At 64.1% G+C, this 26,030-nt stretch carries 21 protein-coding genes; 13 read left to right on the top strand and 8 right to left on the bottom strand.

What is annotated here, in order from left to right; translation table 11 throughout:
- Positions 1-106: 106 nt before the first annotated feature.
- The 7 genes from BGO80_RS03860 to BGO80_RS03830 are packed head-to-tail and all read left to right on the top strand — an operon-like array spanning position 107 to position 7,057.
- Positions 107-1,066: an ABC transporter permease gene (locus tag BGO80_RS03860; protein WP_286719225.1), complete on the top strand. Its 960-nt coding sequence runs from the start codon at positions 107-109 to the stop codon at positions 1,064-1,066.
- A complete protein-coding gene (locus tag BGO80_RS03855; protein WP_286719224.1) occupies positions 1,066-1,908 on the top strand; it encodes an ABC transporter permease in 843 nt (280 codons plus the stop codon). Before BGO80_RS03860 ends, BGO80_RS03855 begins: the two co-directional genes overlap by 1 nt.
- Complete coding sequence (locus BGO80_RS03850; RefSeq protein WP_286719222.1) at positions 1,905-3,635, top strand: ABC transporter ATP-binding protein; 1,731 nt, start codon at positions 1,905-1,907, stop codon at positions 3,633-3,635. Before BGO80_RS03855 ends, BGO80_RS03850 begins: the two co-directional genes overlap by 4 nt.
- On the top strand, positions 3,632-4,624 hold the full coding sequence (locus BGO80_RS03845; protein ID WP_286719221.1) for a serine hydrolase domain-containing protein: 993 nt from the start codon (positions 3,632-3,634) through the stop codon (positions 4,622-4,624). The genes BGO80_RS03850 and BGO80_RS03845 overlap by 4 nt, the downstream gene beginning before the upstream one ends.
- 9 nt (positions 4,625-4,633) lie before the next feature.
- Positions 4,634-5,752 (top strand): anhydro-N-acetylmuramic acid kinase, encoded by a 1,119-nt coding sequence (locus BGO80_RS03840; protein ID WP_286719220.1) that lies wholly within the window; start codon positions 4,634-4,636, stop codon positions 5,750-5,752.
- Positions 5,753-5,756: 4 nt separating this feature from the next.
- Positions 5,757-6,179, top strand: a complete 423-nt coding sequence (locus BGO80_RS03835) for a GNAT family N-acetyltransferase (protein WP_286719218.1) — start codon at positions 5,757-5,759, stop codon at positions 6,177-6,179.
- Entirely contained in the window at positions 6,176-7,057 is an 882-nt protein-coding gene (locus BGO80_RS03830; RefSeq protein ID WP_286719216.1) for a DMT family transporter, read from the top strand. Before BGO80_RS03835 ends, BGO80_RS03830 begins: the two co-directional genes overlap by 4 nt.
- A 16-nt stretch (positions 7,058-7,073) precedes the next feature.
- Here BGO80_RS03830 and BGO80_RS03825 read toward each other — a convergent pair whose 3' ends face one another.
- The 3 genes from BGO80_RS03825 to BGO80_RS03815 are packed head-to-tail and all read right to left on the bottom strand — an operon-like array spanning position 7,074 to position 10,970.
- Complete coding sequence (locus tag BGO80_RS03825; RefSeq protein WP_286719215.1) at positions 7,074-7,811, bottom strand: phosphatase PAP2 family protein; 738 nt, start codon at positions 7,809-7,811, stop codon at positions 7,074-7,076.
- Between the two features lie 59 nt (positions 7,812-7,870).
- On the bottom strand, positions 7,871-9,796 hold the full coding sequence (locus BGO80_RS03820) for a putative bifunctional diguanylate cyclase/phosphodiesterase (RefSeq protein WP_286719213.1): 1,926 nt from the start codon (positions 9,794-9,796) through the stop codon (positions 7,871-7,873).
- A 1-nt stretch (position 9,797) separates the two neighbouring features.
- Entirely contained in the window at positions 9,798-10,970 is a 1,173-nt protein-coding gene (locus BGO80_RS03815) for an FIST signal transduction protein (RefSeq protein WP_286719211.1), read from the bottom strand.
- A gap of 278 nt (positions 10,971-11,248) precedes the next feature.
- Between BGO80_RS03815 and BGO80_RS03810 the strand changes: the two genes are divergently transcribed.
- Positions 11,249-12,274 (top strand): LacI family transcriptional regulator, encoded by a 1,026-nt coding sequence (locus BGO80_RS03810; protein WP_286719210.1) that lies wholly within the window; start codon positions 11,249-11,251, stop codon positions 12,272-12,274.
- A gap of 3 nt (positions 12,275-12,277) precedes the next feature.
- On the opposite strand, the gene BGO80_RS03805 is transcribed toward BGO80_RS03810, so the two are convergent.
- Positions 12,278-12,940 carry an HAD-IA family hydrolase gene (locus BGO80_RS03805; protein WP_286719208.1) on the bottom strand — a complete coding sequence of 221 codons (663 nt, stop codon included), beginning with the start codon at positions 12,938-12,940 and terminating at the stop codon, positions 12,278-12,280.
- A gap of 32 nt (positions 12,941-12,972) precedes the next feature.
- Entirely contained in the window at positions 12,973-13,779 is an 807-nt protein-coding gene (locus BGO80_RS03800; RefSeq protein WP_286719206.1) for an IclR family transcriptional regulator, read from the bottom strand.
- Positions 13,780-13,910: 131 nt separating this feature from the next.
- On the opposite strand from BGO80_RS03800, the gene BGO80_RS03795 reads away from it, so the two are divergent.
- Positions 13,911-16,079, top strand: a complete 2,169-nt coding sequence (locus BGO80_RS03795) for a malate synthase G (RefSeq protein ID WP_286719204.1) — start codon at positions 13,911-13,913, stop codon at positions 16,077-16,079.
- A gap of 18 nt (positions 16,080-16,097) precedes the next feature.
- Here BGO80_RS03795 and BGO80_RS03790 read toward each other — a convergent pair whose 3' ends face one another.
- Both BGO80_RS03790 and BGO80_RS03785 read right to left on the bottom strand, forming a co-directional pair.
- Positions 16,098-16,283 carry a hypothetical protein gene (locus BGO80_RS03790; protein ID WP_126150428.1) on the bottom strand — a complete coding sequence of 62 codons (186 nt, stop codon included), beginning with the start codon at positions 16,281-16,283 and terminating at the stop codon, positions 16,098-16,100.
- A 63-nt stretch (positions 16,284-16,346) separates the two neighbouring features.
- A complete protein-coding gene (locus BGO80_RS03785; RefSeq protein ID WP_286719202.1) occupies positions 16,347-16,958 on the bottom strand; it encodes a LysE family translocator in 612 nt (203 codons plus the stop codon).
- Positions 16,959-17,139: 181 nt separating this feature from the next.
- On the opposite strand from BGO80_RS03785, the gene BGO80_RS03780 reads away from it, so the two are divergent.
- Positions 17,140-18,720 (top strand): ABC-F family ATP-binding cassette domain-containing protein, encoded by a 1,581-nt coding sequence (locus tag BGO80_RS03780; RefSeq protein ID WP_286719200.1) that lies wholly within the window; start codon positions 17,140-17,142, stop codon positions 18,718-18,720.
- A gap of 370 nt (positions 18,721-19,090) precedes the next feature.
- Here BGO80_RS03780 and BGO80_RS03775 read toward each other — a convergent pair whose 3' ends face one another.
- Positions 19,091-20,032 (bottom strand): nucleoside hydrolase, encoded by a 942-nt coding sequence (locus tag BGO80_RS03775; RefSeq protein ID WP_286719198.1) that lies wholly within the window; start codon positions 20,030-20,032, stop codon positions 19,091-19,093.
- Positions 20,033-20,167: 135 nt separating this feature from the next.
- Here BGO80_RS03775 and BGO80_RS03770 point away from each other — a divergent pair, with 135 nt between their 5' ends.
- The 3 genes from BGO80_RS03770 to BGO80_RS03760 all read left to right on the top strand — a co-directional run bounded on the left by BGO80_RS03770 (position 20,168) and on the right by BGO80_RS03760 (position 25,959).
- The gene (locus tag BGO80_RS03770; protein ID WP_286719197.1) at positions 20,168-21,415 is read left to right on the top strand and encodes an AI-2E family transporter; all 1,248 of its coding nucleotides are present in this window, start codon (positions 20,168-20,170) and stop codon (positions 21,413-21,415) included.
- An 89-nt stretch (positions 21,416-21,504) separates the two neighbouring features.
- On the top strand, positions 21,505-23,358 hold the full coding sequence (locus tag BGO80_RS03765; RefSeq protein WP_286719195.1) for a monovalent cation:proton antiporter-2 (CPA2) family protein: 1,854 nt from the start codon (positions 21,505-21,507) through the stop codon (positions 23,356-23,358).
- Positions 23,359-23,487: 129 nt separating this feature from the next.
- Complete coding sequence (locus BGO80_RS03760; protein WP_126151391.1) at positions 23,488-25,959, top strand: glycogen/starch/alpha-glucan phosphorylase; 2,472 nt, start codon at positions 23,488-23,490, stop codon at positions 25,957-25,959.
- Positions 25,960-26,030: the final 71 nt, after the last annotated feature.

Below are 26,030 nucleotides of genomic sequence, written 5' to 3'. Positions count from 1 at the left end.
GGGAGGGGTTTGGCCTTCCTGGCCAGCCACTCCTGAACGGGAGGCGGCGAGGTGGCTTTGCTGTCCGATTGTGTTTGAATGAAGCAGGTACGGAGAACGACTTGCCATGAATTATGTGGCGCAGCGCCTGCTGACATTCCCCTTCATCCTCCTGGGCGTGTCGATCCTGGTCTTCGTGTCGATCCGGCGGATCCCGGGCGATGCGATCATCGCCATGCTCGGCACCGAGGCCGGCATGATGACCCCGGCGCAACGCGCGGCGCTGGCGGCCTATTTCGGCATCGATCAACCGGTCTGGATCCAATATTGGCGCTGGCTCTCCGGCCTGTTCCAGGGCGATCTCGGCATTTCCTCGATCTATGCAAAGCCGGTGCTCTCGGTCATTCTCGAGCGCTTTCCGCTGACCCTGCAGCTGGCGCTGATGTCCATGGTCATCGCGCTCAGCGTCGGCGTGCCGCTTGGCGTTCTGGCCGCGACGCGCAATGAAAAGCCCACCGATCTCGTGGTGCGCATCCTGGCCATGCTTGGCCAGTCGACGCCGGCCTTCGTCATCGGCATTCTCATCATCTATGTGCTCTCGGTCTATTTCGGCATGGTGCCGGCCATGGGTACGTTCACCCCGCTTTTCGTCGATCCTCTGGCCAGTATCGGGCAATTGTTCTTCCCGGCGGTGACGCTGGGCTTTGCCTTCGCCGCCTCGGTCATGCGCATTTCGCGCTCGGCCATGCTCGATGTCCTGAGCGACGACTATATCCGCACCGCCCGTTCCAAGGGCGCCTCGTCGATGAGCGTGGTGTGGCGCCATGCGCTGCCCAATGCGCTGATCCCAGTGGTGACGCTGTCGGGGGTGGAGTTCGGCTACCTCCTCGGCGGCGCCGTCATCGTCGAACAGATTTTCGCGCTGCCGGGCCTTGGCCGGCTGGTGCTCGATGCCATTACGCAGCGCGACTATGCGCTGGTGCAGGGAACCGTCTTGTTCATCGCCTTCAACTTCCTCGTCGTGAACCTTCTGGTCGATCTGGCCTATGTCGCTCTCGATCCGCGTATCCGGTTGGGAGGCCGCTGATGGGCAAGGTATTTTCCGCGCTGATCCGGCATCCGTCCGGACGCATCGGCGTCTTCATCATCGGCCTCTACCTCATCGCCGCCCTTCTGGGCGCGCTGGGGCTGACCCCCAACAATGCGCTGAAGCAGTTCATGCTCGACCGGCTGAAGCCGCCCAGCGCCAGCTTCTGGATGGGCACCGACCTGCTCGGTCGCGACACCTTCAGCCGGCTGATGGTTGGTATCGGCCAGTCGATGATCATCGCCTTCCTCTCGGTGGCGGTGGCAACCATTGCCGGAACCATTATCGGCCTGCTCGCGGCCTGGTGGGGTTCGCTCTGGGACGGCATCCTGATGCGCATCATGGATGTGCTGCTGGCCTTTCCGGCAATCCTTCTGGCGCTCTTGATCATCGCCATTGTCGGCCCGGGCACCTTCACCAGCGTCGCCGCCATCGGCATCGTCTATACGCCGATCTTTGCCCGCGTGGTGCGCGGGCCGGCGCTGTCGCTGAAACAGCGCGATTTCGTCGACGCCGCGCGCACCTTCGGCAGTTCGCAGCGCTATATTCTGACCCGGCACCTGTTGCTGAACCTGGTCGCGCCGCTGGCGGTGCAGGTGACCCTGGCACTGGCCTGGGCCCTGCTGACCGAGGCGGGGCTGTCCTTTCTCGGGCTGGGCACGCAGCCACCGACGCCCTCGCTCGGCCTCATGCTGTCGGAAAGCAAGAATCTCATGCAGCAGGCGCCCTGGCTGATGATCTTCCCGGCGCTGACCATCATGCTCGGCATTTTGGGGTTCAACCTCACCGGCGATGCCCTGCGCGATATTCTCGATCCGCGCACCCAGAGGAGGACGGCATGAGCACGCTGCTTTCCGTTCGCGATCTGCGCGTCGGCTTCGGCCGCGATCCCAGGGCCAATGAAGTGGTGCGTGGGGTCAGCTTCGACCTCGACCGGGGCCAGACGCTTGCCATTGTCGGCGAGTCCGGTTCGGGCAAGTCGGTGACAGCGCTATCGATCAATCGCCTTGTCGATTTCGGTGGCGGCACGGTCACCGGCGGCTCCATTCTCCTCACCCGGGAAGACGGCAGCGTGCTCGACGTGGCAAAGGCCCAGGAAAAGACCCTGCGCCATATTCGCGGCAGCGAAGTGGGGATGATTTTCCAGGAGCCGATGACCTCGCTCAATCCGGTGCACACGATCGGTGCGCAGATCGAGGAGGCGTTCAAGCTCAATCGCGGCCTTGTGGGGGCTGCGGCCAAGCAGGCGGCGCTCGATGTGCTCGATCGCGTGCGCATCCCCGATGCCAGGACGCGGCTCGGCTATTATCCGCATCAACTCTCGGGCGGCATGCGTCAGCGCGTCATGATCGCCATGGCGCTGGCCAGTGCGCCCCGCCTGCTGATTGCCGACGAGCCGACCACCGCGCTCGACGTGACGGTGCAGGCCCAGATCATGGCGCTGCTCGCCGAATTGCGTGCCGAGACCGACATGGCGATGATCTTCATCACCCACGATATCGGCCTTGTGGCCGGTATTGCCGACCGCATCATGGTGATGCAGCAAGGCGTGGCGGTGGAGCAGAACGATACCGGCGCGGTGCTCGATCATCCGCGGCACGACTATACCAGGCATCTGCTGCAGGCCGTGCCGCATTTCACCGCCGGGCAGTCGGTGCGCGAGGATGGCGCCCGCACCGAAACCCGGCAGCCGGTGGTGGCGGTGGACGATCTGGTGGTGCGGTTTGCTGTCGGCAAGGGGCTGTTCAAGCCAAAATCCGCCGTGCATGCCGTCGATGGCGTCAGCTTCGAATTGATGCCGGGCGAGACCCTGGCCATTGTGGGCGAGTCCGGCTCGGGCAAGTCGACCACGGCCAAGGCGCTGCTCGGCCTGGTGAGCCGGCAGCGCGGTGAGATCGCAACGGCGGCGGGGCGGTCGAAGCGTCCGATCCAGATGGTGTTCCAGGACCCGTTCGCTTCGCTCAATCCCCGGCTCAATGTCGAGGCGCTCTTGGCCGAGCCGTCCATCGCCAATGGCCAGAAGCTGGACGACACGCTGCGCAAGCGCATGGCCTTTCTGCTCGAACGCGTGGGCCTGCCGCAGGACGCGCTGGTGCGCTTTCCGCACCAATTCTCCGGTGGGCAGCGCCAACGCCTCTGCATCGCGCGGGCGCTGATGCTCAATCCCGACGTGGTGGTGCTGGACGAAGCCGTGTCGGCGCTCGACGTGTCGGTGCAGGCCAAGGTGCTGGACCTGCTGGTCGATCTGCAGCGCGAATTCGGGCTGGCCTATCTCTTCATTTCCCACGACATGGCGGTGGTGGAGCGCATCGCCCACCGGATTGCGGTCATGTATGCCGGGCAGGTGGTCGAGATCGGCGACGCACGCGCTGTGCTCTCCGACCCGCAACACAGTTATACCAAGCGACTGATCTCGGCTGTTCCGGCGGTGGAGCGGCGCAAGCAGCATTTTGCCGTCGACGTGACGCAGGTGCCCTCGCTGGTGCGCCCGGCCGGCTATGAGCCGCCCCCGGCAGCCTGGCGCGATGCCGGCGCCGATCATCGCGTGCGGCTGGAGGATGGACGATGAGCGCTGTGCACGATCAACTCGAGCGCGCCTTTGTGCCGCTGGACGCTGCCGTTGAGGCGGGCCGTATTCCCGGCGGCGTGCTGGGCGTGGTCGATGCATCCGGCAATCGCGCCGTGCGCGCCATCGGCTTCGCCCAGACCGTGCCGGAGCGCCGGCCGATGCGGGAGGACACCTGGTTCGATCTCGCCTCGATCAGCAAGGTGGCGTTCACCACCGACCGCATCATCGCGCTGGCGGCGGAAGGGCGGATCGATCTCGATGCGCCTTTGACCACGGTTCTGCCCGACTATCGACACTACAATCTCGACAATTGGGAACGTCGGGTCACCTTCCGGCAGTGCCTCGGGCACCAGACGCCGTTTCCGGCGGTGTTCCCGCTCTACACCTATGGCCGCGATCCCGACCTGTTGCGTACCTTCCTGTTGCAGCACGAGTTTGCGGCGGGGCCATCGGTCTATTCCGACATCAACTATATCCTGCTCGGCCTCGCGCTGGAGCGCATCGAGGGCAAATGGATCCGCGATATGGACCCCGGCCCCGGCTTTGCCTGGTCGGCCGAACCGGCCAATGCGGCGGCGACCGAGGACTGCTACTGGCGCCACCGCGTGCTGGTGGGCGAGGTGCATGACGACAATTGCTCGGCGCTGCAGGGCGCCGGCCATGCTGGGCTCTTCGGCACGGTGGCCTCGATGCTCGATTTCGCCGCCGACAAGCTGGCCAATGCCGGTTCGGACGCGCTCATCCGCACGCCGCTTTCGGCGCGGCGCACCCATGGCTGGGAACGGCCCTATGACGGCTGGTCGGGCGGCGAATTGTGCACACCCCAAACCATCGGCCATACCGGCTTTACCGGCACCGGCATCTGGATCGACTTCGCGCGCGGCCAGGCCTGGACCCTGCTGACCAACCGGGTGCACCCCACGCGCCATTTCGACAGCGGCATCTTTGCGCTGCGCCGGGCCGTGGGTGACCTGATCAACGCTGAATAGGAGACGGCGATGCAGCCGATCTGGGCCATTGGGCTGATGACGGGAACCGTGCTCGACGGCAATATCGACGTGGCCCTGTTGCGCAGCGATGGCGAAAGCGTCGACAGTTTCGGCGCCTATACGCTGGCGCCCTATCCGCAATCGATCCGCGACCTGCTCGAGGAAACCCTGGCACAGGCCCGCGTGTGGAATTTCGAGGGCCCCGAGCCTGCTATCTTCGCTGAAGCCGAAGATGCGCTGACCCGCGCGCAGTCCGCGGCAGTGCTCGATCTGGTCAAGCAGGCCGGCCTCATGCCTCAAGACATAGGCGTCATCGGCTTCCATGGCCAGTCCGTGCTGCATCGCGCTCCGCAGCCGGGACGCATCGGCGCGACGCGGCAATTGGGCAATGGCGCCCTGATGCATGAGCTCACCGGCATCAAGGTCGCCTATGATTTCCGCTCCGCCGATGTGCGCGCCGGCGGGCAGGGGGCGCCTTTGGCGGCGCTCTATCATCAGGCGCTGCTCAGGAAGATTGGCGCGACCGACGGCAAGACGGCGGTGCTAAATCTGGGTGGCGTCGCCAATGTCACCTTCTGGGATGGCAAGGACACATTGGTGGCCTTCGATACCGGCCCGGCCAATGCGCCAATCAATGATTTCATCAAGGGCCTTGGCCTGGGCGACATGGACCGCGATGGCGAGCGCGCCTTGCGCGGGACAGTGGACGAAGCGCGGCTCAAAAAGCTGCTGACCCACCCCTATCTCAGCGCGCCTTATCCCAAGTCGCTCGATCGTTTCGACTTCCTCTACACCATGGCCGATGGCCTCAATGCCGATGATGGTGCCGCAACGCTCACCGCGTTCACCACCGGCGCCGTGGGAAAGGCGCTCGATCTCTTGCCGCAGCGGCCGGAAAAGCTCGTCGTCTGCGGCGGTGGCCGGCACAATCCGGCGATCATGAAAATGCTGCCCGACCGGGCTGGCGTGGTGGCGGTGCCCGCTGAGGCCGTGGGTTGGCGCGGTGATGCCATCGAGGCGGAATGCTTCGCTTTCCTCGCGGTGCGCGTGCTGCGCGGCCTGCCCATCAGCTTCCCCACCACCACCGGCGCGCCGCATCCGCTGACCGGTGGCGTGCTGGCCGCCTGACGCCATGGATGCGCCGCTTCTGGAGCTGACTGAAACGCCTGATGCCGCCGATCTGGCAGCACTGGGCGCGAACCTCACGGCGTTCAACGATGCCGATGCCGGTCCCTCGGATCGGCGGCCGCTGGCGGTCTTCGTGCGCGGTGAGAATGGGCTGGTGGCGGGTCTGTCCGGCTATACGGGCTGGGGCTGGCTCTATGTGCAATGGCTCTGGGTCGATGAGAGCCTGCGCGGGCAGGGTATGGCCGGACAGCTGCTGGCAAAAGCCGAGGCGGAGGCCAGGCAGCGCGGCTGCCACGGCGCCTATATCGACACCTTTAATCCCCATGGCCTTCACGTCTACCAGAAGGCGGGCTATCAGGTCTTCGGAGAGCTGCCCGATTTTCCCAAGGGCCGCACTCGCACTTTCCTGTCCAAGAGCCTTTCATGAACCAGAGCACAAAGGGCGTCCTGCTGAGCGCCGGCGGCATTGCCATCATGTGCAGCATGGATGCCGTAGCCAAGGCGCTGGGCGGGCAGGTCTCCACCTTCCAGATCGTCTTCGTGCGCTTTCTCGGCGCCGCGATCTGGCTGGCTTTGTGGATCGTGTTGACGCGAGGGCAATGGCCAAAGCTTACGGATCTGGGACGGCAGGCGCTGCGCGGAGCACTGCTGGTGGCGACCGCCACGATGTTCTTCTACGCCGTCGGCCGCCTGCCGCTGGCGGTGGTGGCGGCGCTCGGCATGACGGCGCCGCTTTATGTGACCCTGCTCGGGGCCGTGGTGTTCAAGGAAAGGCTCAACGGGCCGGCCTGGCTGGCCTTGCTGCTCGGCGCATTGGGTGCGGGGATCATCATTCTGGGTGGTGATGGTGCCGAGATCGGCGCGGGTGCCGGTGAGCCGCTGGCCTGGGCCGCGGCGCTGCTGGCGCCATTCACCTATGCGCTGGTGCTGGCACTGCTGAAACATCACTCGAGCAGCGAGCAGCCGGCGGCGATGACGCTGGGGCAGTCGCTTGTCGCTGCCGTGCTGGTGTTGCCGCTGGCCTTTGGCCCATTGCCGGAGCTGACGCCGCCGACGCTGGGTCTGATGGGGCTGATCGGTTTTCTCGGCGCCGCCGGCTTTGTGCTGGTCATAAACGGGCTGCGGTTGATCCCCGTCTCGGTATTCGCGGTGATCGACTATACGGCTTTGCTGTGGGCGGCGGTGCTGGGCTTCGTCTTTTTCGGCGAAATTCCGCAACTGGCTTTCTGGGCCGGCGCCATTCTCATCGTCGGCGCCTGCGTGATCAATACCAGGCGCTCCGCACGGGCAGCGACGGCCCAATAAGGCGCCGCCGGGCGTCTCAGCCGTGTTTGTCTTCGTCCGGCTTTTCGATGGCGCCGCGGCTCTGCAGCTGGAAGGCGACCATGCTCCACAGCAGGGCCCAAGCGGCCCCCAGGCACCAGCCCGCCAGAATATCGCTGGGAAAATGCACGCCCATATAGAGACGGCTTAGCCCGACGATGAGGGTGAGGAAGACCGCGAGCGAGAAGATGAAGATGCGCTGCTGCCGCGTCGGCGCGAAACGCGAGAGCACGGCGCCCAGGGTCAGATAGGTTACCGCCGAAATCAGCGAATGGCCGCTCGGAAAGCTGGAGGTGAACTGGTGCGACATGACCTCGAGCTCGGGGCGGGGGCGGTTGTAGCTCATCTTCAGCACGGTGCTGAGAATGGTACCGGTGACGACCGACACGGCCACCACCGCCGCCTCGATGCGCTTGTGGGCCAGCAGCAGGTAGGAGCATACCCCGATAACGATCAGCCCCAGCAGCGCAAAACTGCCCAGGGAGGTGATATCGCGCACCATTTCGTGCATCCAGGTGGGGCCGATCACCTGATTGGGATTGGCCGGGTCGCGGAACAGCATGAGGATGGAGCGGTCGAAGGCCTCGACCTCGCCTTCGATCATCAGGTCGGCGATGAAGAGAAAGGTCAGCACCAGCCCCGAAACCAGGCCGATGGAGATCAGCAGCCTTGTCTCGTTGGTAACGAACTGGCGCAGTTTCTGGACGAGGGGGGAACGATTGAGCGTGTCGAACATCTGCTTCTCGGTTTGCCACTGGCAACGCCTGGTGCCACCAGACGTTCCGCGCTGCCCGATCAGGCGCGGCGCGTCGCCGATCTTGTGCTGATCTCGGCGCTCGAAAGCAAGTCATCGATAAAGGCCGGGCGATGGAACAGAAAGCCCTGGCCATAGCTGATGCCGGTATGGTCCTGGAGATAGAGCAGCTCGTTCTCGGTTTCGATTCCCTCTGCCACCACGCTGACATTGAGCGCCTTGCCCAATGACTCGATGGCCCGCAGGATCGATTGGTGGTCACCGCGATTGTCGATATCCTTGATGAAGGAGCGATCGATCTTGATCTCGTCGGCAGTGATATTGGCCAAGAGCGAAAGCGAGGAATAGCCAGTGCCGAAATCATCGATGGATATGCCGATGCCGGCGCTGCGCAAATGCGGCAGAACCTGAGACTGGAAGGCCTCGGCCTTGAGGAAGGATTCCTCGGTGAGTTCGAAGGTGAAACGCTCCGCCCGGCCCGAATTGGTCAATTGGCGGATGATCTGCTTCATGAAGCCGGGGCGCGAGGCCTGGTCGGCGGAGACGTTGAAGCTGTATTTGACACTGTCGCCGAAGCGGGCGTCGAGCGCCGGCAGACGGCCCAAAAGCTCTTCGAGTTGCATGCTGGCAATGCCGTCGAGCAGGCCCAGTTCACTCGCCGGCTGCAGGAAAGTGCCGGGGGCGTGGATGTGGCCGCGTTCGTCCACCCAGCGCACCAGTACCTCAAAGCCGAGGATCTGGCGGGTGCGGGTATCGAACTTGCCCTGCAGCACGCATTTGAACCGCTGATTTTCAAAGGCCTCGCGCAGGCGCTGTTCCAGCCGCAGCCGGTCCGACATGGCCCGGCCCAGCGAACGGCTGAAGAATTCGGTGCCGCCCTTGGACACGGATTTGGCGCGATACATGGCGGCGTCGGCATTGCGGCGCAGCGCCTCGTAGCTGGCGCCGTGGGTGGGATAGAGTGCCACCCCGATCGAACCCGAGGTCTTGATCTGCGTGCCTTCGATATCGAAGGGCCGTTCGAGCAGCTTGTGGATGCGCGCCATCAGTGCCGAGACGTCGCGCCGTTCCTCATAGGGGTCGAGCACGACGACGAATTCGTCGCCGCTGATGCGGCCGAGAATGTCGGATTTGCGGATCTGGGAGCGAATGCGGTTGGCCACCCCGGTCAGCAGCGCATCGCCCATGGTATGGCCGTAGAGGTCGTTGACGCGCTTGAAGTCGTCGAGATCGATGAAGGCCAAAGCCAGCTTCTCGTTCATGCCCCTCTCTGCGAGGCGGGCATCTACCAGCTCCTCGATATAGGTGCGGTTGGGCAGGCCTGTGAGCTGGTCGTGGTTGGCACGGAAGGCGAGCGTTTCCTGGCTTTCGGTGAGCTGATGCGTCAGCTGCTTGAGCCGCTGGCTTTCCACCTCGCTGCGCTGGGCGTTGCGGGCGGCAAGGGCGTGTGAGGCGAGCAGGGAAAATTTGCCGGCAAGCGCCACATGCGCGCGGTCGAAGCCCGGCTCGCCTTCTTTGCGCAGCAGGATCAGCAGACCCCTGCGCCCGCGCTGACCCAGCGGCAGATACAGCGCCGGCTGATTGCTGGCGAGCCTGGCATCGCCCGACAGCCGGCAGGTATCGAGTTCGTGGCTGGACAGCGTGGTGACGATCCGCCCGCTCAGCACCTTATTGATGCGGCTATCGGGCCGCCAACGCGATCCGGTGAGGCCGGGATCATTTGATGCCACGCAGTCGAGAATGTCCTCGCTGGGCGAAGCCTGCTCCAGCACGATGGCCAGTTGTGCCTCGAACATGGGCAGCAAGGCGTCGAAGACACTGGCAAAGGGGTCGTCGCCGCCGGGAACCACCAGCAGGGCATCGAGCGCATTGAGCAGGGTGGTGGCGTGTCCCTTTTCGCGGCGCAGCACATCGATCTCTCGCTGCATCGAGACGATGGTTTCCCGCAATTCCTCCGAATTGGCCATGTCAGCGCCCAAACGCAATCGCCGAGATCATGAGATTGCCATGGGCATTGTGTCCAAGCACCTGCCCCTGTTCGCCAAAGGTAAAGCAGCCGATAAAGGGACTGCCGTCAAAACTCTCGGCAATGGTGGTGGCGACCTCGTCCATCTGGTCGTCCACGGCCAGGCGGCAGCCGGCGCAGTAAACGACGAGACCGCCCGCAAGACTTTCAGGACCGCCCGACAGGCCGTTGGCGGCGGCGGTGGCAACCTTGCCGGCGCGTTCGACCAGCCGGGTCTTGTCACCGCGCATGCTGAACAGGGTTGTGCCCTCGGCGATATCGGCAAAGGTGCAGAGCGAACCATCGGCCAGCACCTGGTCGGGATGGACGACGAGATAGTGCGGCACATCGCCAATCTTGCCCACGTCGATACCCAATGGATGCATGGTGGTTTCCATCAGGATATTGCCACCGCCCAGCTTCTCGGCCACCGCGCCCTGGGTCCAGCGATTGTAGACCTGGGCTGCAGGCTCGCCGTCGATGGAGACGATGGTGCGACCGCGGGCGCTGGTGACGACCCCCGAACTGCCGAGCGGTTCATAGGCGACCTTGGTGACGACGCCGCTGGGGCCGGCCGGCTCGTAACCGCCCTGAAAGGCAAAGCTGATGCCGCCCGAGGAGAACAGTACCGCCACCACCAGTCCATGAGCCATGGGACCATCGGGGCCGAGTTGCCGCCAGCGTCCGGCCACGGTGTTGTCGGCAGAACTGCCGCCAATGATGGGGCAGCGGTCGCCGACGACGCGGCGCAGGCCCTCGATCACCAGCTCTTCCTGGCCGGGGGCCTGATACACCCAGACCAGTTCGGGCAGCTCGCCGGGGCAATTTGCATTCGCGAGGGCACGGTGCAGCGTCGCTTCGGCCACGCTGGCAATGTCGCCCTGCAATGAGGCAGTGGCGACGCCGTATTCTCCGTTCGGATCGATGACGGCGAGCAGGCCGATGGAGCCCTCGCCGCCCAACCCCTGTGCGCTCATGGCGCCGCCGCATGAGGTGCCGCCGATGACGGGCACACCGGCGAAATGGTCTTCGAGAAAGGCGTGGATCAGGCGGTCGTCATGGCGTTCATCGTAGAAGATGCAGGCGAAGGATACCTGATCCCGCAGCCCGGCGCATTGCACCGACAACGATTTCAATGCCTGATCTGTCTCCTCGGCGGCTGCGACAAATGAATGAACCGAAACCATGACTTTGTGCCTTCTGGCGCTGTTATTGGTGTTCGAACAAGCGAATGCCCCAAGGCTATGGGGTCAAAGGTCAACATATACTTATGACACTTGCCTGCTCGCAGACTTCGCGCCGGAAAGGTGAATGATCTGTTTGCCTGCGCTCCTGTGTTTGTCCGCTGGCACACGGCGCGCTTGGCCGCGATCGGGACTCTCCGCTATAGGATGAGACCGGAAAGGGCCAAGGTATGACCGAAGACAACCATGGTGCATCCTCGCAACGGCGCCAGCGCGTCACGTTGCGCACCATTGCTGAAGCCACCGGGCTCAGCCTCTCCACCGTGTCGCTGGCTTTGCGCGGCGGCTCAACTCTCAAGCAAGACACGCGCGACAAGGTCACAGAGACCGCCCGGCAGCTGGGTTATGTGCCCGATCGCGCCGGCGTGCGACTGCGCACCGGCAAGACCAATGTGATTGCCCTGGTCATGGACGGAACCGAGGACTCTGTGGATTTCGCCCGGCAGATGATCCAGGGCATCGGCCAGGCGCTGAAGGGCACGGCCTATCACCTGACGGTGACGCCCGAATTCGACCGCCAGCAATCCACCGACACCATCCGGCACATCCTGCACAACCGCAATGCCGACGGCGTCATCATCACCCATACGGGCCGGCAGGACAGGCGAGTGCAACTGATGATCGAGGCGGGCTTTCCCTTTGTCAGCCATGGCCGCACCGCCTTTCAGGCGCGCCATCCCTATTACGATCTCCATGCGGAGAATTTTGCGGCGCTGGCCGTGGCGCGGCTGGCTGAAAAAGGCTGTCGGCGCGTTGCGCTGATCATTGGCGATAACACCACCATGAACTACCACAACATCGTCGGCAGTTTTCGCGACAGCACGGTCCGGCTGGGGCTCGTGGGCGAGGTGCTGGAGGGCGTGCACACGCCCGCCGACCTGCGCCAATTGGGGCTGGGTTTTGCGCAGGCGGCGCCGGATGCGCGACCGGACGGCATTATCTGCGACAGCGAAATGCGCACCATCGCGTTGATCGGCGGCTTGCAGGATGGTGGCTTGCCGCCGGGTCGCGGGATCGAGCTGATCTACAAGCAGACCTCCGGCATCCTGCCGGCGCTGTCCCCGCATCTCGATGCCATCGGCGAGGATGTGCTGGGGGCCGGGGAGGCGCTGACGCGCCTGCTGCTCAGGCGCATCGAGGGCGCGCCGGCAACCGAGTTGCAAGTGCTGGCCGAGCCGGTGCCGAACTGGGTCTAGTCTCTAACGCACCAACGCACCGAGCAGTCCATTGAGATCGTCGAGCACCACATCGGCGCCAAAGGTTTCTACCGGTTCGGTGACATAGCCGCCGCGCACCACGATGGAAAAGATGCCGGCGCGGCGCGCGGAGTCGATGTCGGCGGCGCTGTCGCCGACCATGGCGGCTTCCCTCGGGGAGACGCCGAGACGCTCGCAGGCGGCCAGCAGCATGTCGGGTGCGGGCTTGAGGGCGAGGCCTGCGCCATCGCCGATGATGGCACCAAAGTAGGGCCGCCAGGCGAAGTGGTCGACAATGGTTTCGGTGGCAGTCAGCAGCTTATTGGTCACCAATGCCATGGGCATGGCCTCTGCGTGCAACTGCTTCAGCACTGCCATGGCGCCCGGCATCGGCACGGTGGCACCGGTAAGATAACGACCATAGATTTCGTGCATGTCATTGAGCCGGGTGACCAGGCTTTGCGGGGTGAACTGACGCGCCGTATAAGCGCGCTGGACCAGCACATTGACGCCCCGGCCGATCATGCGGCGCACCTCATCGACCGAAAAGGGCGGCAGCTCGTCCAGCCCCATCAGTTCGTTGAGAGCGCCGGCAATATCAGGCACGGAATCGATCAGGGTGCCGTCGAGATCGAACAGCACGGCGCGGCGACCGGAATGGCTCATAGGAATAGGCGTCCTTGCTGTAGGCGACGGGATCAGGGCGAGGCGGGCATGTGGCCGCCCAGCGCCGTGGTGATGGCGGCGGCGGTGTCGATCACCAATGCGCCGATTTCGGGGAGACGGTCGGGCGGTACGCGCGAGGCGAGGCCGCTGATGGAAATGGCGCAAAAGGCTTCGCCGCGTGCATTGAACACCGGCGCGGCCACGCAGCGCAGGCCGGTGAGGAATTCCTCGTCATCGAGCGCATAGCCGCTTTGGCGCACGGTGTTGAGCGCGGCCATGAATTCGGCCTGGCCGGGCAGGGTGTGGGCGGTCAGCCGTCGCCAGGGGCCCTTGGGGAGGATTGGCGGCACCGCATCCTCGGGATAGGTGGCCAGAATGGCCTTGCCCATGCCGGTGGCATAGATGGGCGAGCGGCCACCGACGGTGGAGGTGGCGCGCATGATCTCGCGGCTTTCCACCTGCGCCAGGGTCACCAGTTCGCCCTCTTCGATAATCCCGAGATTGGCGGTTTCACGCGTCCGATCACGCAGGGTCTTGAGGAAGGGAATGGCCACGGCGACGAAATTGCGGTGGCGGGTGAAGGCGGCGCCGACCGCAAAGGCCTGCCGCCCCACATGCCAGAGCCCGTCGCTGCGGTCGAACTCGACGAAACGCCGCTTTTGCAGCGTCGTCAGCAGGCGATGGGCGGTGGAGGCGGACAATTGGCAGCGTTCCGCCAGATCGGTGAGCCGCAGTCCATCTTCGTCCTGGCCCAAGGCTTCCAGCAGGCTCAAGGCCCGTTCCACCGACTGGACCGATCCGTCGCGCTTCTCGGCTGGGGCTTTGGCTTGGGTGTTCATGAGGCGATGCTACACTGGTTTCAAAAGCACATTCCACCATGCGGAAAAGAAAAATGCCGCCAATCGACTGACCGAACGGCCAATTCTATGGCTTGAGCTGACGCATTTTGGAAGCGATGGAGCTGGCTGCCATGTCCTCTTATGTCGATCGTTCTGGCCTCAAGGTCGATGCCGGTCTCGCCACATTCGTGGAGAACGAGGCGCTGCCGGGGACCGGGCTCAATGCGGGGCAGTTCTGGGGCGGCTACGCGGCATTGCTGCGCGAGCTCGCGCCCCGCAACAAGGCGCTGCTCGAAACGCGGGACCGGTTGCAAAGCCAGATCGACGACTGGCACCGCCAGCATCGCGGCCAGGCCATCGACCCCGCCGCCTACCGCGCCTTCCTCACCGAGATCGGCTATCTCGTGCCGCAGGGTCCCGACTTCACCATAGGCACCGGCAAGGTCGATGCCGAGATCGCCACGCTGGCGGGGCCGCAACTGGTGGTGCCGGTAATGAATGCCCGCTTCGCGCTCAATGCCGCCAATGCGCGCTGGGGCAGCCTCTATGACGCGCTCTATGGCTCGGATGCCATCGAGCAATCCGGCGATCTCTTGCCGGGCAAGGGCTATAATCCGGCGCGCGGCGCGGCCGTGGTGACGCGGGCGGCGCAGTTTCTGGACCAGGCCGTTCCGCTGTCCGGCGGCAGCCATGCGGGTGCCCGTAGCTATGCCGTGATCGATGGCGCGGTGCGCGTCACGCTCGCTGACGGCACCGAGACCGGTCTCATCGATCCCAGCGCCTTTGTCGGGACGACGGGGCAGGGCGCCACGCAATCGCTGCTGTTCCGTCACCATCAATTGCATCTCGAACTGCTGTTCGATCCGGAGAGCGCGATCGGCAAGCTCAGCCCCTCCGGCCTCAAGGATGTGGTGGTCGAGGCGGCGCTGACGGCGATCCAGGACTGCGAGGATTCCGTCGCGGCGGTGGATGCCGAGGACAAGGTGGTGGCCTATCGCAACTGGCTGGGCCTGATGACGGGCGACCTGACCGAGAGTTTCGAAAAGGGCGGCAAGTCTATGACGCGCCGGCTCAATCCGGACCGCAGCTTCGTCGCGCCGGACGGCAAGGCGTTGACGCTGCCAGGGCGCAGTCTGCTGCTGGTGCGCAATGTCGGGCATCTGATGACCACCGATGCGGTGCTGCTGGACGGCGCTGAAACCCCCGAAGGCATTCTCGATGGCATGGTGACGAGCCTCTGCGCCATGCATGACCTGGCCAAGACCTCCGGCCCGCGCAATAGCCGCGCCGGCAGCGTCTACATCGTCAAGCCCAAGATGCATGGGCCCGAGGAAGCCGCCTTCGCCAATGATCTCTTCGACCGCATCGAGGATGTGCTGGGCCTGGCCCGCAACACGCTCAAGATCGGGGTCATGGACGAGGAGCGCCGTACCTCGGCCAATCTCAAGGAGACCATCCGCGCCGTGAAGGACCGTCTGGTGTTCATCAATACCGGCTTCCTCGACCGCACGGGTGACGAAATCCATACCTCGATGCAGGCCGGACCGGTGCTGCCCAAGAACGACATGAAGGGCTCCGCCTGGCTCTCTGCCTACGAGGACAACAATGTCGATGTGGGCCTGGCGGCCGGCCTCTCCGGTCATGCGCAGATCGGCAAGGGCATGTGGGCCAAGCCCGACGCCATGGCGGAAATGCTCGCCACCAAGGCCGGTCATCCCAAGGCCGGGGCCAACACCGCCTGGGTGCCCTCGCCAACCGCCGCCACTTTGCATGCGCTGCATTATCACGAGGTCGATGTGCCCAAGGTGCAGGCCGAGCTCCGCCATCGCACGCCGGCAGACCTCGGCAAGATCCTGACCCCGCCGCTGCTTGCGGGCCGCAATCTCTCCGAAGAGGAGGTGCGGCGCGAGCTCGACAATTCCTGCCAGTCGATCCTGGGTTATGTGGTGCGCTGGATCGACCAGGGCATTGGCTGTTCCAAGGTGCCCGACATCAATGACGTGGCGCTGATGGAAGACCGCGCCACCTTGCGCATTTCGGCCCAGCACCTGGCCAATTGGCTGTTGCACGGCGTCACCACGCGCGAAGCGGTCGAGGCGGCGTTCCGGCGCATGGCCGTGGCGGTGGATCGGCAGAATGAAGGCGATCCGCTCTACCAGCCCATGGCCCCGGCTTATGACGGCATCGCCTTCAATGCGGCGCGCGAACTGGTGTTCGAAGGCGTGTCGCAGCCTTCAGGCTATACCGAGCCCATCCTTCACCGCCGCCGCCGGCAAGCCAAGGCAGCGCAGCGGGGGTGACCCGGAAAGGCCCCGTGATCAGGCCTTCTTGGAGATGCGCTGGTAGGCGACCTTGGAGACGATGTTGCCCATGCCGATGGCTTCGTTGGTCTTGATGGAGTTCAGCGAATTGGCCACGGCGGCGAATTGCTGGAACCGCTCGTAGCCCGCCTTGCGGCGTTCGCGCCAGACCTGCATCTGCTCGTACGAGGACATCTGGGACATTTTGCTTACACTTGCCATGCCAAAAAGGCTGACAAGAAAAGGTTAGCAAATCCTGAACTGGCCCTAATGCTGGAAGATCACGAGGCCGGCGGCGCCTGCCATCATGGCGCCGGCGGTCTTGTTGAGGCGGCTGAGCGCCCGTTCGCTGCGGAACAGTTCGCGCGCCGCCGAAGCCAGCCAGGCATAGCCGCAGGCAATCACCAGCAGCACCACGACCACGATGGTGGTCAGCTCGATGAAGGCGACCGGGTTCATCTCGCCCAGCGGCACCACGGTGGGCAGGATGGCGAGGTAGAAGACGATGGTCTTGGGATTGCCCATGGTCAGCGAAAAACCGGCAAGGAAGGTCTTCCACGGGTCTTCGTTCTTGGGCTTCATCTGTTCGGAGCCGGGGCGGGCGGTCCAGAATTTGTAGGCGATGTAAAGGAGATAAGCCGCGCCGGCCCAGCGCACCACGATAAAGACCGGGCCGAAATAGGTGGCGATCGCGGCCAGGCCAAAGACGGCGAACAGGAAATAGACCAGGTCGCCCGCCAGAATGCCAAGCACCATGGGGAAGGCGCCCTTGAAACCGCCGCCCAGCGCCCGCGCCACCACGGCGGCCACGCCCGGCCCCGGAACCAGCACCGCAATGGCATAGGCAATGGTGAAGGTGGTGAGGGTGAAAACGTCCATCTGCCGGCATCCCGAAATTAGCGGGCGGACCCTACTCCCCGGCTCGCCGATTTGCCAGAGCGCTTGACGTTGCCTCCTCACGCATTATGTTCTGCGCATCGCAACCCGACCGGACGGTACGCAATGGATCGCATCCTCAACGCAAAGCCCACCTGCATTGCCCTTGAGGAAATCTCGATCCATGCCTTTTTCCATTACCCTGTCGCGGTTGACCTATACCGGTCCTGATAGCCGCACTCTCTTTTCCAATCTTGATCTCAGCTTCGGTGCCGGGCGCACTGGCCTTGTCGGCCGCAATGGCGTCGGCAAGACCACGCTTCTGCGCCTGATCTCAGGCGAGCTCACCCCCACCTCCGGCAGCATCGCGGTGAGCGGGCGCCTTGGCGTTTTGCGCCAGGAGGTGCAGCCGGGTCCCGAGGACACCATTGCCGATCTGTTCGGCGTGCGGGCGGGGCTGGCGCTGCTCGAACGTGCCATGGCGGGCGAGGCCGATGCGGAGGCGCTGGCCGAGGTGGACTGGACGCTCGATGCGCGGCTGGCTGAAGCGCTGGCCGGATTGCAGCTCCACGTGTCGGCGCAAACGCTGCTCTCGACACTGTCGGGCGGGCAGCGGACGCGCGCGGCACTGGCGGCTTTGGTGTTCGACGCGCCCGACATCATCCTTCTCGATGAACCGACCAATAATCTCGATTCCGAAGGCCGGCTGGCAGTGGCCGAGATGCTGAAGTCCTGGCGCGGCGCGGCCGTGGTCATCAGCCACGACCGCACGCTGCTCGACACCATGGATGCCATTGTCGAGCTCACCAGCCTCGGCGCCAGCACTTATGGCGGCAATTACACGCTCTATCGCGAGCGCAAGGCGCTGGAGCTGGCCTCGGCGCAGCACGATTTCGATGTTGCCGACCGGCAGGTCCGGGATGCGGCACGGGCGGCACAGGAGGCCCGCGAGCGGCAGGAAAAACGCAATGCCTCCGGCAAGCGGACGGCCGCCAAGGGCGGCATACCGCGCATCCTGTTCGGTGGGCTCAAGCGCCGGGCCGAGGAAACCACCGGCGGTCTCGACTGGCTGGCCGAAAGGCAGACCGACGCTGCCCGGGCGGAGGCGGAGACGGCGCGGGCCCGCATCGAGGTGTTGACGCCCTTCGCGGTAAAACTGCCGTCGAGCGGACTGCATGCGGGCAAGCTGGTGCTGCGCGCCACCGATCTCAGCGGCGGCTATGACACCGAGCATCCGATCATCCGCAATGCCGCATTCGAGATCATCGGTCCGGAGCGTGTCGCCATTACCGGCCCAAACGGCGCGGGCAAGACCACTCTGTTGAAACTGCTGACCGGGCAGCTGCCGCCTAGCAGCGGCACCGTGACGCTTGGCGGCGAGATGGCACTGCTCGACCAGCAGGTCGGCCTGCTCGACCGCGGCCAGTCCATTCTCGACAATTTCCGCCGCATCAATCCTGATAGTCCGATCAATGACTGCCGGGCGCTGCTCGCCGCCTTCAAGTTCCGCAACGATGCGGCGCTGCAAATGGTGGGCACGCTGAGTGGTGGTGAGATGCTGCGCGCCGGCCTCGCCTGTGCGCTCGGTGGCACGCGGCCGCCCATTCTGGTGGTGCTGGACGAGCCGACCAACCACCTCGATATCGAGGCCATCGAAGTGGTGGAAGCGGGCCTCCGCGCCTATGACGGCGCGCTCCTCGTCATCAGCCACGACCGGACATTTCTAAACAATATCGGGGTGGAACGGGAGGTGGTTCTGGGGTGAGGGTGGTGAGTAGACAACGCTTCAAACATTCAGGACGTCACCCTCGGGCTTGACCCGAGGGGTCTGCACTTGGCCGAGGCATCCAAAAGTTGAGAACCCTCGGCTCAAGGCCGAGGGTGACGATCGGTGGGTGTGTGACGCATCTGACCTCCCAAGGTCGGGCCGTCACTGCTGCTCTTGTGTTGGAGCGGGCGACCCTAGAGCGTTTCACGTTCTGGCTGACGCGGCTCTATCGCCCCCTCCCCCCTTGAGGGGGAGGGCCGGGGTGGGGGGTGGTCCAGCGATCCACTGATGGACCCCCACCCTCAATCCCTCCCCTCAAGGGGGAGGGAGGCGAAAGCGCCCTGAGTCCACCTTAGTTGGAAATGGTCTAGGGCAGCCGCGCCAGGCGCTCGGTGAGCAGGGCGAAGAAGCCTTCGGCATCGGCCGAACGCAGATAGTTGGCGTTGCGGGGGCGGTCGGTGACGTGCCAGTAGTCGACCACGGTCATGCCCACCGTGAGCTCGCTGGCCGTTTCGATTGCGACATTGCAGACGCGTCCGGCGAACAGTTCTGGCTTGAGCAGATAGGCGATGACGGTGGGGTCGTGCAGCGGGGCGCCGTCCCAGCCATATTTCTTGAGGTCGAACCCCTCAGAGAAGGTCAGCATGTCATAGACCGCCTGGCCGCTCTTGTTGCCCAACCCCTTGATGGCGTCGAGCCGCGGCTTGGTGGATTGCACCATATGGGTGACGTCGAGCGGCAGGATGGTGATCGGCGCGCCGCAGCGCATGACGATATCGGCGGCTTCCGGGTCCACATAGATGTTGAATTCGGCCGCCGGGGTGATGTTGCCGACCTCGAAATAGGCGCCGCCCATCAAGACGATTTCCTGGATACGCTCGGCGATGCGGGGCTCCTTGACCAGCGCCATGGCGACATTGGTCAGCGGGCCCAGTGCGCAGATGGTGATGGTCTTGGGCTCGGCGCTCATCAGCGTTTCGATGAGGTAGTCGACGCCGTGCTGGGCCTGAAGCGGAATGGTGGGATCGGGCAGGACCGGGCCGTTGAGTCCAGTATCGCCATGCACATGCTCGGCGGTCACCAGGGTGCGGCGCATCGGGCGGGAGCAGCCGGCATAGACGGGCACTTCGCGACGGCCGGAGAGCTCGACCACCTTGCGCGCATTATTGGCATTGTGGTGCAGGCCGACATTGCCGGCCACGGCGACGACTGCCAGCACGTCGATCTCCGCGGGCGAAGCAAGCGCCAACAGGATGGCGACGGCATCGTCCTGGCCGGGATCGGTGTCGATGATGATTTTGCGCGACATGAAGCACTCTTCGAATCTGGTCTCTAACCCATCAATCCTAGCCAAGCGCCGGGCTCAGGTCGACGGGGTGCGCGGTCTCGGAACGAAAGCGTTGAGCGAACGTTAATGGCCATCTGCACAGCACCAGGACCTGAAATGAGCCGCACCCCGGCACGCCCGCTTGCCAGCGACATGGACGAAAGCCAGTTCGAGCGCGTGCTCAACAATATCGCCCGACTGGCACTGGTGTTTATCGGCGTCGCTGTGCTGCTGGTCATGCTGCAATTGGGGCAGGTGTTTCTAGCGCCGGTGACGCTTGCAGTGGTTGTCGGCTTGATGTTCGGCCCGGTGGCAGATCGCGTCGAAGGATGGGGCGTGCCGCCGGCTTTATCGGCGGCAGTGGTGGTGCTCCTCCTGCTCGGCGTCATCTTCAGTTTCGCGGTGCTGTTCGCCGTGCCGCTCAGCGAATGGGTGGCGCGGGCGCCGTTGATCTGGTCCAAGCTACAAGGCCAATTGGCCAATTTCCGCGAGCCACTGCAGGCGATCAGTGATTTCCAGTCGCAGGTCGGCGAAGTGCTGGGCTCCGGTTCAGCCATGGCGGTGACCGTCGAGGATGGCAGCACCGTCACCAGCGTCGCCATGCTCGCCCCGGCCATGCTGGCGCAGGTGCTGATCTTTCTCGCCAGCCTTTATTTCTTCGTCGCCACCCGCGACCATATCCGCATTTCCGTGCTGTCTCTTTGCGTCACCCGCCGCATGCGCTGGCGGACGGCGCATGTGTTCCGCGATGTCGAACAGAAGGTCAGCCGGTTCCTGCTCTCCATCACCATGATCAATTTCTGCGTCGGCTGTGCAGTGACGCTGGCCATGTGGATCATCGGCATGCCCTCGCCGCTGCTCTGGGGCGCCATGGCGGCGGTGCTGAACTACATCCCCTATGTGGGGCAGGGCATCATGATCCTGGTGCTGGTGGCGGTTGGCCTGGGCACGCAGACCAATATCGAGCAGATCGTGCTGCCGGCGCTCTGCTATATGGGCATCAACTTTGTCGAGGGGCAGATCGTTACGCCGCATTTCATCGGCCGCACGCTGACCCTCAATCCCTTCATCATTTTTCTGTCCATCACCTTCTGGCTCTGGGCCTGGGGTCCGGTGGGCGGCTTGATCGCCGTGCCGACCCTGCTCATCGCCACCTCGATCATTTCCCATGCTTTGCCCAGCAAGCCGGTGACGCCCAAGCGCCCGGTGCGGCGCACCCGCGGCATGACTGCGCGCCAGGAATTGCTGGCCAATGCGGCGCAGGCGATCAAGGAACAGAAGCAGGAGGAAGAGGCCGATCCGCGCAAGAAGGAGCGCTTGGCGCCGCCAGAGGGCACCGCGCCCACTGGTGTCGAACCCGCCTGACACTTGCCTGTCTGCCATGCCCTCGTGCCGCTTGACGATTACGGGGCGGTGCGAGCACTCTCACATCCCGATTTCTCAGGATGTTGTCTATGGCAGGCGAAGTTGCAGCGCATGTGGCGGAGGCCGCGCATGGCGGCATCGACCTTATCCCGGTGGTGGCGCTGCTTGCCGCCGGCGTTGTGGCGGTGCCTATCTTCAAGCGGCTGGGTCTGGGTTCGGTGCTGGGCTATCTCGCCGCCGGCCTGCTGCTCGGCCCCTCTGGGATCGGGCTGATCACCGATCCGGCTTCGGTGCTGCATCTGGCCGAGCTGGGTGTGGTGATGTTCCTGTTCATCATCGGCCTCGAAATGGAGCCGTCCAAGCTCTGGGCGCTGCGCAAGCAGATATTCGGGCTCGGCGTGGTGCAGGTGAGCATATGCGGCGCACTGCTGACTGGCGTCGGCGTTCTGCTCGGCTTCACCCCGGTAGTGGCGTTCGTGTTCGGCATGGGCTTTGTGCTCACCTCCACCGCCATCGTCATGCAGATCCTGGGCGAACGCGGCGAACTGGCCAGCGATAGCGGCCAGAAAATGGTGTCGATCCTGTTGCTCGAAGACCTCGCCATCGTGCCGCTTCTGGCGGTGGTGGCGCTGCTCGCGCCTTCAACCGGCGATGCGAGCCTTCTGACGCGTCTTGCCGGTTTCGGCGGCGCCATAGGTGCCATTCTGCTGCTGATCTTCCTCGGACGACGCATCATGAACCCGTTCTTCGGGCTTTTGGCGCAAGCCCGGGTCCGTGAAGTGATGACGGCGGCAGCATTGCTGGTGGTGCTGGGGGCGGCACTGTTGTTCCAGATCAGCGGGCTGTCCATGGCCATGGGTGCGTTTCTCGCCGGCGTGCTGCTCTCCACCTCCACCTTCCGCCACCAGCTCGAGGCCGATGTCGAGCCATTTCGCGGCCTGCTGCTCGGCCTTTTCTTCCTCGCCGTGGGCATGTCGCTGGAACTCGATATCGTTGCCGCCAACTGGCAGGTGATCGCGCTGGCCGTCGTTGCTTTCATGCTGGTCAAGGCATTGGCCATCTATGTCATCGCCCGGCTGCTGAAGTCCGATCATGGCGAAGCGCTGGAGCGGGCCGTGCTGATGGGGCAGGGCGGCGAATTCGCCTTCGTGCTCTACACCACTGCCGTGTCGTCCGGGCTCATCGACGGACCCTCCAATGCCATCTTCACCGCCACCGTCATCTTGTCCATGGTGATTACGCCCTTTGCGCTGATCCCGATGCGCCGGCTGATGCCCAAGAAGGTGCAGTCACTCGATGGCGTCGATGTCGCCGAGGGGCTGGAGGAACGGGTGCTGCTGATCGGCTTTGGTCGCTTCGGGCAGATCGCCAGCCAGGCGCTGCTGGGGCAAGGGCATGGGATCTCGATCATCGACAATGATGTGGAGATGATCCAGGCTGCCGCCACTTTCGGCTTCAAGGTCTATTATGGCGACGGTACGCGGCTCGATATTCTGCATGCCGCCGGTGCGGTCCATGCAGAGCTGGTGCTCATTTGCGTCAACGACAAGACCGCCTCCACCCGGATTGCAGAGCTGATGCGCCACGAGTTCCCGCTGGCCAAGGTCATGGTCCGCTCCTTCGACCGCGGCCATGCGCTGGAGCTGCGCGAGATCGGCGTCGAGTATGAGCTGCGCGAAACCTTCGAATCCGCCATCGCCTTCGGCTCGCAGGCCATTCGCATCATGGGCGCAGACGAGTTGGAAATCGAACAGGCGGTAGAAGGACTTCGGCAGCGCGACCGCATGCGATTCGAAGCGCAATTGCTGGGTGGATTGCAGGCCGGACGCGATCTGCTGCTCTCCAACGCGGTCGATCAGGCACGCGAAAGTGGCGTGGCTGTCGATCCCGCCGCGACCGAGGCGCGCGCCCAGGCCAGTGTCAGCAAGGCAACGCAGAACTGAAGTGGACGCATTTTGCGCCGGGAGAGCCCTTTCGACATGGGCAATGCGAGGGGGCTTTTCCGTGCACAAATAAAGTGCAAGACTAGCCGTATTCTGAGGGGAATATCGTTATGAACACTGGATCGCGTGATGCCGCAAAAGCCGATCGTCTACGATGCCCCTACGCCCGAACGCCGTGCGACGACTGTTGAGGCCATCCAGGCCGAAATCCTCGAACGGCTGATCTATTCGGTCGGCAAGGATCCCATTGTCGCCCGTCCGCATGACTGGTTGCGCGCCACCATCCTGGCCGTGCGCGACCGCATCATGGACCGCTGGATGGAATCCTCGCGCGAAACGTGGCGGACATCGCACAAGCGCGTCTATTACCTCAGCCTCGAATTCCTCATCGGCCGGCTCATGCGTGATGCGATGAGCAATGTGGGCCTGATGGAGCCGGTGCAGCAGGCGCTCAAGAACCTCAATGTCGATCTGGGCGACCTGATCAACATGGAGCCCGATGCGGCGCTGGGCAATGGCGGCCTCGGCCGTTTGGCCGCCTGCTTTCTCGAATCCATGTCCTCGGTCGGTATTCCCGCCTATGGCTATGGCATCCGTTATGTCCACGGCCTGTTCCGCCAGGAAATGAGCGAAGGCTGGCAGGTCGAACTGCCGGAAGACTGGCTCGCCCATGGCAATCCCTGGGAGTTCGAACGCCGTGAAAGCGCCTATGAGGTCGGCTTTGGCGGTCATGTCGAGCCGGTCACCGATCCCGATGGAGAGGTGCGCCAGGAATGGCAGCCCAATGAGCACCTGCTCGCGGTGGCCTATGATACCCCGATCGTGGGTTGGCGCGGCGCGCGGGTGAATACGCTGCGCCTCTGGAGCGCGCAGCCCATCGACCCCATCCTGCTCGACAAGTTCAATTCGGGCGACCATATCGGCGCGCTGGAGGAAAGCTCCAAGGCCGAAGCGATCACTCGCGTGCTCTATCCGGCCGATTCCACCCCTGCGGGTCAGGAATTGCGCCTGCGCCAGGAATTCTTCTTCTCCTCGGCCTCGCTGCAGGACATCGTGCGCCGGCATTTGCAGCAATATGGCGATCTGGGCTCGCTGCCCGACAAGGTGGCCATCCAGCTCAACGATACCCATCCGGCCATCTCGGTGGCCGAACTGATGCGCATCCTCATCGATGAGCATGGCCTCAAATGGGATTATGCCTGGAAGCTCACCAAGGGCACGTTCGGCTACACCAACCACACGCTCCTGCCAGAGGCCCTCGAGAGCTGGCCTGTGGCGCTGCTGGAGCGGCTTTTGCCGCGCCACATGCAGATCGTCTATCAGATCAATGCCGAAGTTCTGACCGAGGCGCGCACCCGCGTCGGCTTCACCGATCAGCAGATTGCCGCGGTGTCGCTGATCGACGAAAACGGTGGCCGCCGCGTGCGTATGGGCCAGCTGGCCTTTGTCGGCTCGCATTCGATCAATGGCGTTTCGGCGCTGCATACCGAGTTGATGAAGCAGACGGTTTTTGCCGACCTGCACAAGCTCTATCCCGAGCGCATCAACAACAAGACCAATGGCATCACGCCGCGCCGCTGGCTGATGCAGTGCAATCCCAGCCTCACCAAGCTGATCAGCGAGCGGATCGGTCCCGATTTCCTCGACGACACCGACAAGCTCAAGGGCCTGTTGCCCAGCGCCGAGGATCCCGGCTTCCAGCAGCAATTCGCTGCCATCAAGCTCGAGAACAAGCGGCGCCTGGCGCGGCTGATCAAGGATCGCGTCAATATCACGGTGTCGCCCGAGGCGCTGTTCGATGTGCAGATCAAGCGCATCCATGAATACAAGCGGCAGCTGCTCAACGTGCTGCATGCGGTGGCGCTCTATGACGACATCCGCGCGCATCCGGAACGGGAATGGGTGCCGCGCGTCAAGATTTTCGCCGGCAAGGCGGCGCCCAGTTACTGGAACGCCAAGTTGATCATCAAGCTGATCAACGACGTGGCTCGGGTCATCAACAATGATCCGGCCGTGCGCGGCCTGCTCAAGGTGGTGTTCCTGCCGAACTACAATGTGAGCCTGGCGGAAATCATCGTCCCGGGCGCCGATCTCTCCGAGCAGATTTCGACGGCGGGCATGGAGGCCTCGGGCACCGGCAACATGAAGTTCATGGCCAATGGCGCGCTTACCATCGGCACCATGGACGGCGCCAATGTGGAGATGCACAAGGAAGTGGGGGCCGACAATATCGTCATCTTCGGCCTTTCCACCGAAGAGGTCGAAGAGCGGCGTGGCCGGTCGGAAGTGCCGCGTTCGGTGATCGATGCCTCGCCGCGCCTGCGGGAAGTGCTCGATTCCATCGCCTCGGGCGTGTTCTCGCCGGACGATCCGCATCGCTATCGCGATCTGGTGGGCGGGCTTTATGACCATGACTGGTTCATGGTGGCCCGCGATTTCGACGCCTATTGCGCCGCTCAGGCCAAGGTGGACGCCATCTGGCGCGATCGGTCCAAGTGGAACGCCATCGCGATCCGCAACACCGCCAGCGTCGGCTTCTTCTCGTCCGATCGCACGATCCGGCAATATGCCGCCGACATCTGGAACGTGCCGACAGCGTAAAATGAGCAGGGTGTGCGGGCAGAGGCTGACACGAGAAATCAGGCCCGCCACCGAGCATCTGTATGAGGGTC

Source organism: Devosia sp. 63-57, assembly GCF_001899045.1.
GTDB classification, from domain to species: Bacteria; Pseudomonadota; Alphaproteobacteria; order Rhizobiales; family Devosiaceae; genus Devosia; species Devosia equisanguinis.
Note: the sequence above shows the minus strand (reverse complement) of the source record. Positions and strands in the feature narration are given on the sequence as shown.